Origin of the sequence: Sphingomonas sp. BK580, from assembly GCF_014194975.1 — a bacterium.
GTDB lineage: Bacteria > Pseudomonadota > Alphaproteobacteria > Sphingomonadales > Sphingomonadaceae > Sphingomonas.
Genome location: NZ_JACIAY010000016.1, coordinates 1 through 12,203, shown reverse-complemented (window position 1 = coordinate 12,203; position 12,203 = coordinate 1). Strand labels below are relative to the sequence as shown.

Below are 12,203 nucleotides of genomic sequence, written 5' to 3'. Positions count from 1 at the left end.
CCGCCTCCTAACAGCGCGCCTCCACACCGCGCACGGCCCCTTCGTCTAGCGGTCTAGGACGTCGCCCTCTCACGGCGAAAACACGGGTTCGAGTCCCGTAGGGGTCACCAGCGTCGCATCGTGCGACCGGCGGATGTGCGAGCGCCGCTTCGTTCGATGCGGTACATGTGCGTCGCGCGCAGCCGCACGAACGAGCAGCGTGATGGCACGCTGACCATCGAGCCCTTCGAGATAGTCGAAGCGCCGCGGCAAGCCTCTGCTGCGCGGTGGCATTTCGCGCGGCTGCCCGACTGAGCCGCCCCCGATGTTCGCGGTGAGCGGGCCAGCGATCAGGGATTCGCGGCGACGACGCGGTTGGCCGAGCCCGATCACACCTCGCCGAACAGCTCGCGCTGGCTCTTCTCCAGCTCCTCGCCGTAACGCCGCCGCACGTGCGCCTCGGTGAGCAGGCCGAGTACCCTGCCGTCCTCGTCCACCACCGCCAGCTCCTCGCGCTGCGCCGCATCGAAGCGCGCCATCACCGCGCGAATGTCCATCTCGGGGCGCAGCATCTCGCCGAGGCCCTGGGCCAACGCGAGCACCGGCATGCCGTCGTCGACCGCGCCATCGTGCGCCGCGACGGGATCGACGATCCCGGCGTAGCGGTCGCCGTCGTCGAGCACGATCACGCGCTTGGTCGAGCCGAGCGGGAAACGCCGGCGAAACTCGGCGACGCCGGTGCTGCCCGCGACCATGTTGGGCTGGCGCCGCATCATCCGCCCGGCGGTGAGCGCCTTGACCCAGCCGACGTCGCGCGCGCTGCGGATCGTCTCGCCGCGCAGGTGGAGGCGCCAGGTCGAGAAGGAATAGCCGAAGAACTGGCGAACGATCGTCGACGACACCAGGCTCGCCGCCAGCACCGCGCCCGTGAGGCTGAAATTGCCCGTCGCCTCGAGCACCAGCATCGTCATCGTGAAGGGCGCGCCGATCACCGCCACCGCGAGCGCCGCCATGCCCACCATCGCGGCATTGCCCGGGTTGAGGATCGACTCCCCGGCCACCCAGCCGAGCGCGCCGGCGTAGAGGTGGCCCACCAGCGTACCCAGGAACAGCGAGGCAAAGAAGAGCCCGCCGCGGAACCCGAAACCGAGCGAGACGACCGACGCCAGTGCCTTGGTCAACAGGATCGTCGCCACGAAGGCGAGCGGCACCGCCGCCGTGATGTCGAGGTGGAGCGCGCTGTGCCCTGCGGACAGAACCTGGGGCGAGACCGCTGCCAGCGCCGCCAACAGCGCGCCGCCGATCACCGGCCGGCTCCACGCGGGCAGGCGGGCGCGCGTCTGCGCCTCGACCACGCCGACCGAGCGCATGATCGCGATGCCGACCAGCGCGCACAGCACGCCGAGCACGCCGTAGACGAGGTATCCGAAGCTATGGATCGCCGGCCCGCGTTCGACCGCGACGATATAGGGCGCGGTGCCGAGCCGCTGCGCCACCTGCGATCCCGCCAGCGCGGCGGCGACGACGGGCGCGATCGCGGCCGGGGTATAAGCGCCGATCACCACCTCGAAGGCGTAGAAGGCGCCTGCCAACGGCGCGCCGAACGCGGCGGCGATCGCGGCGCCCGCCCCCGCTCCCACCAGCGTGCGGACGTCGATACGGCGCAGGGCCAGCCAGCGCCCGCTCGCCGAGGCGATCAGCCCGCCGAGCTGCGCGTAAGCCGCTTCCAGTCCGACCGAGGCACCGAAGCCGTTCGACAGGATCGTCTGGCCGGAGACGATGGCGCTGTCGCGGACGGAGAGCTGACCGCCGTGCAGCGCATTGGCCTCGACCGCGTCGACGAGCGAGCGGCGCCGCGCACCGACGATCCGATTGAAGGCCACAAGCACCGCGCCGCCGAGTGGCAGTACCAGCAGCTGCCACCCGTCGAGCGCGGGCGCGCCGCTGAGCCGCAGGTCATCTGGCAGGCGGTAGAGCAGGTGCTGCAGCGCCCGTGCCAGCGTACCCTGAAGCACCGTGAGCAGCCCCGCACCCATGCCGACCACCACCGCGACCAGCACGAACAGCAACTCGATCGAGCGCACGCGCGCGCCGAGCCAGCGCGACCACGCGGGCGAGCGGCGTAGCGCACGCGGGATCACGTGCGATCGGGGACGAGGCGCGACATGCCACCGCTGTGCCCGCGCCCGTCTCTCCTGTCACCCACCGGTGCCGGGAGGGATCGCCTCGCTCAGCGCGCGCCGCCCGCGCGCACGCTCATCGCCGGCAACGGTGCGACGAGCCGGTCGAGGTACTGCTGGTGTGTCGGCAGCGCGGCCACCTGTCGCGTCACATCGCGACCGAGTTCCGCGAGAGTGGCGGCCAGGCGGCCGGGCGGCATCATGCGCGCGACGCGATTGTGCGCCTCGGGCATGAGCCGCTGGCCGAGCAGCACCTGCACCCAGGACGTCACCGTGAACAGCTCGTCGCTCGCCTGGAAGGCCTGCGCGCCGTCGCGGAACAGCGCGAGCCGCGCCGCCAGGCTCTCGGGCAGCGGCATGTCGCGCAGCCGCTGCCAGAACGGCTCGTCGCGCTGGTTGACGTGATAGTGAAGGATGATGAAGTCGCGCACGCCCTCGATCTCGCGCCGCGCCATGTCGTTGAAGCGCCCCGCCAGCGACTCGGTCACCCCGTCGTAGGGGAAGAGCTGGAGCAGTCGGGTCAGCGCGATCATGATCAGGTGGATGCTGGTCGACTCGAGCGGCTCGACGAAGCCGCCGGCGAGACTCAGCGCGACGCAGTTGCGCTCCCACGCGCGCTCGCGGCGGCCGGTGCGGAAGCGGATCAGCCGCGGCTCGATCAGCACCTCGCCCTCCACCGTGTCGAGCAGCCGCGCGCGCGCCGCGTCGTCGGAGAGATAGGCGCTGCTGTAGACGATGCCGTTGCCGAGGCGGTGCTGCAGCGGGATCCGCCACTGCCATCCGGCGTCGTGTGCGATCGCGCGCGTGTAGGGGACCGCGGGTCCGGTCGCGGCGGTCTGCACCGCGATGGCGCGGTCGGTCGGCAGCCAGTCGGTCCAATCCTCGTAGCCGACCCCGAGCGTCTCGCCGATCAGCAGCGCGCGGAAGCCGGTACAGTCGAGGAAGAAGTCGCCCTCGACGCGGCGGCCGTCGGCCATCACCAGCGCGGCGATGTCACCGCCGGCGTCGCGCTCGGCGCGCTCGATCCGCCCCTCGACGCGGACGAGGCCGTCGCTCTCGCAGCGCTCGCGCAGGTAGCGGGCATAGCGCGCGGCATCGAAGTGGAAGGCGTAGTTGAGCGAGGCCGCCGGCGGTCCGGCGAAGCGCCCGGCGCGCGCGGCCTCATGCTCGACGCAATAGGCGCCGATCTCCTCGGCGACGCCCTGCGCGCGCGCTTCCAGCCAGAAATGGTGGAAGTCCGCCATCCAGGTCGATCGGCCCAGCGTACCGAAGGAGTGGAGGTAGCGCTCGTCCGGTCGCGACCAGCCCTCGAACGAGATGCCGAGCTTGTAGCTGGCGCCGGTGGCGCGGACGAACTCCTGCTCGTCGATGCCGATCAGCTGGTGGAAGGCGCGCACCGTCGGGATCGTCGATTCGCCGACCCCGACCGTGCCGATCTCCTCCGATTCGACCAAGGTCACCTCGATCAGCGCGCCGAGCTGGCGCGTCAGGATCGCGGCGGCGAGCCAGCCCGCGGTGCCGCCCCCGGCGACGACGACGCGGCGGACCGGCCTCACCGGTTGAGCTTCCGCAGCAGCTCGGCGCGCAGCCGCCGCGCGCCGAGTTCGTCCAGCCGCGCCAGCGCGCCGCGCGCCTGCGCGGGCAGATGCGCCGCTGGGCGCTCGGGGTCGCCGAAGACGTAATAGTCGAACATCGCGCGCCACGCCGCCTTCTCGCCCGGCGGCCGGTCGCGCAGGCTGAGCAGCGCGTGCAGCAGCGTGTTCATCGGCGTGTCCATGAAGGCCGGCGCCTCGTTCCACCAGTAGTTGACGAGGACGTTGAGCTCTCCCAGCGCCTCAACCTGATGCCACCAGAGCGCGGGATAGACCACCGCGTCGCCCGGCTCGAGCTCGGCCACCTGCGCCGCCACGACCGCCTCGGCGAAGCGCGGGTAACGGTCGAGATCGGGATCGCGGAAGTCCACCATCGAGACCACCTGCCCGCCCGGCGTGGGCGCCAGCGGGCCGGGGTAGAGGTTCGCGACCTGATCGGGCGGGAACAAGGTGAAGCGGCGGCGCCCGGCACCGACCACCGCGACGTTGTTCGACATGTCGTGGTGTGCCACCGCGGTGGTGCGGTTGCCGATCCAGATGCTGCGCAGCGCGCGGTCGAAGCCGGCCTCCGGCAGCGGGTTGGCCTCCGTCAGGCCCGGGAAGAAGAGGTCGAGGTCGGTCGAGCCGACGTAGAAGGACTCGGCGTCGTCGCGGTCCATCGCGGCGAGCAGGCGCGCGAGATAGTCGTCGAGGCGCACGCGCTCGCCCTCGAAGTCGAGCCGGGTCACCTCGGCATCGTAGAAGTACCGCCCGCCCAGCTCGGCGCGCGCGGTATAGCCCACCACCGGGTGACCGTTGTAGAACTCGAGGAGATAGTCGGCGAGCGCGCGCGGTCCCTCGCGTCCCGCCGCGACCAGCGGCCAGTCCGCGACCAGCCCGCGTACCACCACCGGCTCGCCCGCGGCGACCAGCGCGGCGAGGTCGTGCGCGGCGGGATCGTCCGCCGCGATCTCACGCGCGCGCCGGCCGGTGATCGGCGCGGTCACGCCACCGCCCGCCGCTTGTTCTTGAGCTCGATCAGGCGCGACACGTTCGCCAACGACGCCGCCGCCATGGTCGCGAGCCGCAACAGCCCGGCGCGGTGAAGCCGCACCACCTCCCCGTCGGGCAGCGCGGCGAGCGCGCCCTCGTCGACCGCGAGGACGCCGGGCACGTTGTAGCCGCCCTCGTCGCCGAGATCGATCTCGAGCACCACGTCGCGCAGCAGCCCCGCCGCGGCGAGCTCGGCATTGATCGCCCGGGCCTGCTGCGATCCCTCGTAGATCGTGCGCAGCGCCGCCGAGACATGCTGGAGATAGGGCGCGTCGCCACCGTGCGGCAGGAACAGCGGCAGGCCGGAGTCGTCACCGACGCGCGGGTCGTCGAGATCGACGTGGACCATCGGCTCGCCCGCCTCGCCGCCGGTATCAGCCGCCAGCGCGATCGAGAAGGGACCGCGGCGCTGCATCGCGGGGACGTAGCGGCTGGTCCAGCCCTGCTCGCCGAGGAAGAGATTCTCGTCCGAGTCGAGGCCGAGCAGCACGACCGCGTCGATCGCGGCTCCGTCGCGGCGGAACAGGATCGGGAAGTCGCGCTGTGCCTGTTCGAACTCGCCCGGGTAGATCGGCATCTGGTTGGCGCGGTCACCGAACTCGGCACCGACGCGCGGCGCCACGCGCAGCTCGGCATGGTCGACGTTGTTGAGCAGGACTCGATTCATGCGACTCTCTCGACGCGGCGTCGCCGCCCTCTCCGGGGCGGTTGTGCACCAGAGCCTCTCAGCACGGAAGCGACGATTTGCACCATCACGCCGAAGTGGAAACGACGCCATCCCGAACTCGTCTCGGGATCCACCGTGCCGCCCACTCGCAGGTGCGGCTCTCGCATCTCGGTGGATCCTGCGACACGTTCGGGATGACGGGAAACAGGGGAAGGCTCATGTTCCGAGCAAGCGAAGCGAAGGGGCCGCCGCTCGGCAGCCCCCTGCCCTCATCCTCAGAACTTGTAGCGCGCGCCCAGCAGGAAGCGCGGCTTCAGTTCCTGCGCCAGCACCAGGTTCCGCTCGGTGCGGCCGTAGGTCTTGACGCTCTCGCTGGTCAGGTTGATCCCTTCCAGCGTCACCGCGATCGTGTCGTTGAGGTCGTAGCTGATGTTGACGTCGACCGTGCCGAACGGCGCGACGAACAGCGGGTTGCGGTTGCCACCCTGGTTGGTCGCGACGAGGTACTTGTCACGCCAGTTGTAGGCGACACGGGCCGAGATGCCGTTCTTGTCGTAGATCGCGGTGGCGTTGGCGCTGTTGCCCAGGCCGGTCAGCGCGAAGATGTTAACCGTCGGGTCGGCATAAGGATCGACGTTCACGTCGCCGCTCACCTTGGTGAACGAACCGGCGAAGCCGAAGCCCGTGTTGCCGAAGAAGTTGGTCCAGGCCAGCTCGAAGCCGTGGATCTTGCCCTCGCGGTTGTTGATCGGCTGCGACACGGAGAAGTTGAACAGCGGATCGTTGGCGTCGGACGAGATGTCAACGTCCGCCAGCAGCGTATTGACAAAGGCCTGATTGAGCGCCCCGCCGCCGTTGGGATTGGTGACGTAATTCGCTTCGAACTGCGAGGTCGCAGCGGCCTGATTGCCGTTGTTTTGGATCAGCAGCGCGGTGTAGCTGAACAGGTTCACGTCGCTGAGATCACGCCCCGCGGAGCGGAGGTAGGCCGCGGCCGTTCCCGATCGCGATCCGGCCGCACCCGAGCTGGGATCGCGCAGACCGAACAGGTTCTGGTTGATCACGCCCGTGCCAAGGAAGTTGGCCACGCGCTTGTCGAAGAAGCCGACCGAGACAAAGCTGGACGGCTTGTAATACCATTCCAGCGAGACGTCGAAGTTATCCGACAACAGCGGTAGCAGGTTCGCGTTGCCCTTGCTGCCGGTCGGGATACCGCCCAGCGCCGTCGGACGGCCCGGTGCACCCGCCGACTCAGTCGCGAACAGATTGCCGTAATCGGGGCGCGCCAGCGTTCGGCTGAAGGAAACACGCGCCTTCACGTTGGTGATCGGCTCGATGCTGAAGTCGACAGCCGGCAGCAGATTCTCATAGTTGCCACGCTGGCGACGGGTGGTGAACACACCGCTCGAGTCGCCGCGGAAGTCGTTGTCGGCGGTCCAGACGATATTGTTGTAGGTTTGCACCGCGTCGGACTGGACACGCGTCTGCTCGTAGCGCGCGCCGATCACGAGGTTGGCAGGCCGGTCCGCGACCTCGCCATTCCAGGTGAATTGCCCGAACACCGCCCAGATCTTCTCGCGCACCGTGTCATCGGCCGGGGCCGAAGGCGCCGGCGGCGCGCCGCGCTGAGAGTAGTAGGGGCTGAGTACGTCGTAGAGGTCGATCGCGTTACCTCGGAAGGCGATCAGCGACGAACCCTCGGAGGCCGGGTTGAAGTGATCGAACTTGCAGGTCAGGCAATATTGCTGGACGAGGTCAGGCGCCAGCTGCTGGATAATACCTGGGTTCTGCAGACCCCAGTCACCCAGCGTCTGCTGCGTCTGAGTCTGGGTCGAGCGCATCTTCGACACCGTGTACGAACCGCCGGCATCGAAGCGGCTTCCGCCGCCGAGATCCCAGCCGAGACGTGCCTGCACCTGATCGATCTGCTGCCGCTGGCGCGAGACGATCGTGCGCGCCGGCGCGGCACCGAGATCACCGATGTCGAGCACGCCGTTGCAATTGCCCGTCGGCGTGGCGCCCGGCTTCGAAACGTAGCAGTCGTTGATGATCTGCGCCTGCTGCGGGAAGCCGGTGCTGAAGTCGAGCGAGTGTCCCTGGATCACCGGGGCGCCGAGCGCGACGGTCGTCGCAGTGGTACCGTTGGGATTGTCCGGAGACGAGGTCGACACCGAGTGATGCCCATCGAGGGTCAGCGTCAGGTTAGGAGCGAAATCCCACTTGGCGTTCAGGCCCACCGAGGCCAGTCGCGCCTTGGTCGCCGCCAGCTGCTGCTCGAAGCCCTCGTCCTTGGGGCCGTTGGGCAGATAGTCGCGCAGGAAGATCGCGGTCGCCATGTTCGGGTTGTCGTCGAAGCGGACTTCGCTGAACGGGCGGTTGAACCAGTTGGTCTGCTCACTGCGCTGCTCGCGCAGGCGGTTCTGCGCGAACAGGCTGTCGACCGTGAACTCGAGCGTGTCGGTCGGGCGGAATTGCAGGACGCCCTGGAAGTTGATGCGCTCGCGGCGGTTCTCGGAGAACTGATAGCGGCTGTCGTTCGGCACCAGCACGTAGGGCGCGGTCGGCCGATTGCCGTCCAGCACCGTGGTCGAGTTGACGAACGTGCCCGGAGTGAAGAAGTCGGCCGTCGGGATGACGTTCCAATAGTTCGGGTTCGACTGTGCCGAGGCCGAGTAGCGCAGCTGATAGCTGCCGAACACCGCGGCGCCGAACGTGCCCTCCTCGTTCTTGTAGTTGAGCAGGCCCGAGACCTCGGGGGTGACGCGGTGCTTGTCGCCGACCGCCTTCTCCACCGACGTGTCGTACAGCGCCTTGGCTCCGATCGAGCCGGTCACACCTGTCTCGCGCGAGTCGAGCGGCTTGCGCGTGTTGATGTTGATCGTCGCGCCGATGCCGCCGGTGGGCACCGCGGCGCGCCCGGTCTTGTAGACCTCGAGCGCGCTGACACCCTCCGAGGCGATGTTCTGGAAGTCGAACGAGCGACCCGCGCCGCGCGCGAACAGGTTGCCGCCGCTGGTGTCGATGTTGGTCGCCGGCAGCTGGCGGCCGTTGATCGTGACGAGGTTGAAGCCGCCCGAGAAGCCGCGGACCGAGACCTGCGAACCCTCGCCGTTGACGCGGTTGATCGACACGCCGGTGATACGCTGCAGCGACTCGGCGAGGTTGGTGTCGGGGAACTTGCCGATATCCTCGGCCGAGATCGCGTCGACCACACCCGGTGAGTCGCGCTTGATCGCGATGGCGCGATCGAGGCTGGCGCGGACGCCGGTGACGACGATGTCGTCGACCGCGCCATTCTCCTGATCCGCGACGGAGCCCGACCGCGCGGTGTCGCTGTCGACGGCCTGGCCGCCACCGGGCTGCGCGTTGGTGGCCGACGGCTCGCCGCCGGTGGCCTGCGCGAACGCGGGCGCGGCGGCGATCGCCAGCGCCCCGAGCGACGTGGACAGAGCAAGCTTCGACAAGACGTTAAGGCGCTTCATCATCCCCCCCATAGTGCGCTGCCACGGAACCCTACCGCTGGCACCACCAGCGCCTCTGTGAGGTCGCCAGATGTGATAACGCTATCAAGTAGAGCGGGCCTGTCAACCGAGCCTGCGGTATAATCTCAGCCCGTATTGATCGGACAACATAGACTTGAGCAGCTAATTAATTCAGCGAATTTCTTTATTCATCTTTATCGATGTCGGCCGTTTTCATGCTCTGCCCGCGCAAGGAGAAGGAGTTACAGGCACTTGCGATCGGGCGCTCCTCCCACGGCACACGCCAGACGCGAGGACGCGCCCGCTCTCTCGAACGGACGCGTGCCACGTGCGCGGCGGAGCGGCTCAGGCGAGCGCCGGCAATTGTGACAGATGTTTGTCGAGTGTGACCGGATAGTCACGCACGCGGACGCCGGTGGCGTTGTAGATCGCGTTGGCCACCGCGGCGCCGACCCCGCACAGGCCGAGCTCGCCGACCCCCTTGGCCTTCATCGGGTTGGCCTTGTCGTCCGCCTCGTCGAGGAAGACCACGTCCTGGTGTGGTATGTCCGCGTGGACCGGTACCTCATAGGTGGCGAGGTCGTGGTTGACGAACAAACCGAAGCGCGTGTCGACCGCCAACTCCTCCATCAGTGCCGAGCCGACCCCCATCGTCATCGCTCCGATCACTTGGCTGCGCGCCGACTTCGGGTTGATGATCCGGCCGGCCGCGCACACCGCGAGCATGCGACGCAGCCGCGTCGCGCCGGTGTACGCGTCGACGCCGACCTCGACGAAATGCGCGCCGAAGGTGGAGAGCTGCCAGGTCTTGTCGAGCCCGCCATATTCGATCCGATCCTCGCCGGTCAGCTCACCCTGCGCCGCCGCCTCGGCGAGCGGTACCGAGCGGTTGCCGGAGACCACCCTGCCGCCGGCGAAGCGCGCGTCGGCCGAGTTGACGCCGACGCGCTGCGCCACCGCCTCGCGCAGCTTCACGCAGGCGGCATAGACGCCGGCGGTGGCATTGGCCGCGCCGAACTGGCCGCCCGACCCGGCGGAGACCGGGAAGGCAGAGTCGCCGAGCTTCACGCTGACCTGCTCCATCGGCACGCCCATCATCTCGGCCGCGGTCTGCGCGATGATCGTGTAGCTGCCCGTGCCGATATCGGTCATGTCGGTCTCGACCGTCACGCGTCCGTCGCGCCCGAGCCGCACGCGCGCGCCCGAGGGATAGTTGATGTGGTTGCGGAACGCAGAGGCCACGCCCATGCCCACCAGCCAACGCCCGTCGCGTACCTGCGCCGGCGTCGCGCTGCGCCGCGACCAGCCGAAGCGCTCGGCGCCCTCGCGCAGGCAGCGCACGAGCTGGCGCTCGGAGAAGCGCCGCTCGGGCTTCTCGGGGTCGACCATCGTGTCGTTGCGGACGCGGAAGTCGACGGGGTCAAGCCTGAGCTGCTCGGCCATCTCGTCGATCGCGATCTCCAGCGCCATCATGCCCGGCGCCTCGCCCGGCGCGCGCATCGCGTTGCCCTCGGGCAGGTCGAGCACCGCCAGCCGCATCGCGGTGAGCCGGTTCTTGCCGGCGTACAGCAACTTGGTCTGGTTGACCGCGGTCTCGGGGCTGCCGCCGGGCTGGTCGCCCGAGCCGCTCTCGTGCGCGATCGCGGTGATCGTGCCATCCGGGGTGGCACCGATGCGGATGCGCTGCCGCGTCGCGGGGCGATGGGTGGCGTTGTTCGCCATCTGCGGGCGGGTGAGCGTGACCTTGACCGGACGCCCCGCCGCGCGCGCGCCGAGCGCCGCCAGCACCGCGTCGGCGCGCAGGAACAGCTTCCCGCCGAACCCGCCGCCGACATACGGCGAGATCAGCCGCACCTTCTCCTTGGGCATGTTGAGCGTGGTGGCGAGATCGCCGCGACCCCAGTCGATCATCTGGTTGGAGGTCCACACCGTCAGCTCATCGCCCTGCCACATCGCCAGCGACGCGAAGGGCTCCATCATGGCGTGGCTGTGATCGGGCGTGGTATAGCGCTGGTCGAGCCTGACCGGCGCGGCGGCGAAGGCCTGCTCGAACGCGCCGGTGCGGTCGACCGGCGGGGCGCCGCTGCCCTCGTCGCTGTCGCCGCCGGTGAGCGGCGCGGTCTTCAGCGCGCTGTCGAGGTCGAACCGGCCTTTCGCGCGCGCGTAGTCGACGCGCACCAGCGCGGCGGCGGCGCGCGCCTGCTCGAACGTCTCCGCCACCACCAGCGCGATCGCCTGGTGATAATGGTCGACATCGGGGCCGCCGAACAGCTTGACCGTGTTGTACTTGCCCTTCCCGAGCTTGCCCGCGTCGGCGGCGGTCACCACCGCGATCACGCCCGGCGCCGCCTTGGCGGCGGCGATGTCGAGCGTGCGGATGCGGCCCTTGGCCACCGCCGCCCCGACGACATAGCCATAGGCCTGGTTGGCGGCGACCTCGTGATGTTCATAGGCGTAGCGCGCACGGCCACTGGTCTTGAGCGGGCCGTCGACGCGGTCATGCGCGCGGCCGACGATCTTCATCGCGTCGATCGGGTTGGTACCGGCTGGCGTGTCGAACTTCATGGCCTCACCCTTTCTTCCGCGCCGGCGTGCCCGCCTGGGCGAGGACCGCGGCGAGCGCGCGCGTCGCCAGTGGCAGCTTGAACGCATTGTCCTTGGTCGGCGTGGCGCCCTGGAAGGCGCGCGCGGTCACCGCTTCGGCCCCCTGCGGCAGCAGCGCCTCCGCTTCCTCGACCCGCCACGGCTTGGGCGCCACGCCGCCGAACGCCACCCGCCCGCCGCCGTCGCGCTGGATCACCGCCGCAACCGACACCAGCGCGTAGGCGTAGGAGGCACGGTCGCGCACCTTCTCGTAGAAATGCTGGCCCCCGAGCGGCCTGGGCAGCACCACCGCGGTGATCAGCTCGCCGGGGCGCAGCGTGGTGTCCTGCTCGGGATGGTCGCCCCACAGCCGGTAGAAGTCGGCGATCGGGATGCTGCGGCGCTGCCCGTTCGCGTCGACCGTCTCCACCACCGCGTCGAGCACGCGCATCGCCACGGCCATGTCGCCGGGGAAGGTGGCGATGCACGACGAGCTCACGCCGATGACGCCGAGCTGGCGCGAATAGCCGCCGATCGCGGCGCAGCCGTCGCCCGGCTTGCGCTTGTTGCACGCCATGTTGGTGTCGTAGAAGTACGGACAGCGCGTCCGCTGGAGCAGGTTGCCCGCGGTCGAGGCCTTGTTGCGCAGCTGCCCCGAGGCACCCGCCAGGATCGCGCGGCTGAGCAC

The 12,203-nt window shown here is 69.5% G+C and carries 7 protein-coding genes and 1 tRNA gene; 1 reads left to right on the top strand and 7 read right to left on the bottom strand.

Annotated elements, in window-relative coordinates:
• Nucleotides 1-34: 34 nt before the first annotated feature.
• A tRNA-Glu gene (locus FHY05_RS20460) sits at nt 35-110 on the top strand.
• A gap of 258 nt (nt 111-368) precedes the next feature.
• Here the strand turns inward: FHY05_RS20460 and FHY05_RS20455 are convergent.
• From FHY05_RS20455 to FHY05_RS20425, 7 genes are all read right to left on the bottom strand, one after another.
• Complete coding sequence (locus FHY05_RS20455; RefSeq protein WP_183946290.1) at nt 369-2,120, bottom strand: chloride channel protein; 1,752 nt, start codon at nt 2,118-2,120, stop codon at nt 369-371.
• A gap of 89 nt (nt 2,121-2,209) precedes the next feature.
• Entirely contained in the window at nt 2,210-3,715 is a 1,506-nt protein-coding gene (locus tag FHY05_RS20450; RefSeq protein WP_183946289.1) for a tryptophan halogenase family protein, read from the bottom strand.
• Complete coding sequence (locus tag FHY05_RS20445; RefSeq protein WP_183946288.1) at nt 3,712-4,737, bottom strand: cupin-like domain-containing protein; 1,026 nt, start codon at nt 4,735-4,737, stop codon at nt 3,712-3,714. Before FHY05_RS20445 ends, FHY05_RS20450 begins: the two co-directional genes overlap by 4 nt.
• Nucleotides 4,734-5,450 carry a SapC family protein gene (locus FHY05_RS20440; protein ID WP_183946287.1) on the bottom strand — a complete coding sequence of 239 codons (717 nt, stop codon included), beginning with the start codon at nt 5,448-5,450 and terminating at the stop codon, nt 4,734-4,736. Before FHY05_RS20440 ends, FHY05_RS20445 begins: the two co-directional genes overlap by 4 nt.
• Before the next feature lie 275 nt (nt 5,451-5,725).
• Nucleotides 5,726-8,932, bottom strand: coding sequence for a TonB-dependent receptor (locus FHY05_RS20435; RefSeq protein WP_183946286.1), 3,207 nt, complete (start codon nt 8,930-8,932; stop codon nt 5,726-5,728).
• 345 nt (nt 8,933-9,277) lie between these two features.
• Nucleotides 9,278-11,497: an aldehyde oxidoreductase molybdenum-binding subunit PaoC gene (gene paoC, locus FHY05_RS20430; protein WP_183946285.1), complete on the bottom strand. Its 2,220-nt coding sequence runs from the start codon at nt 11,495-11,497 to the stop codon at nt 9,278-9,280.
• Nucleotides 11,498-11,501: 4 nt separating this feature from the next.
• On the bottom strand, nt 11,502-12,203 hold a 702-nt coding region (locus FHY05_RS20425), incomplete at its 5' end, for a xanthine dehydrogenase family protein subunit M (RefSeq protein WP_183946284.1).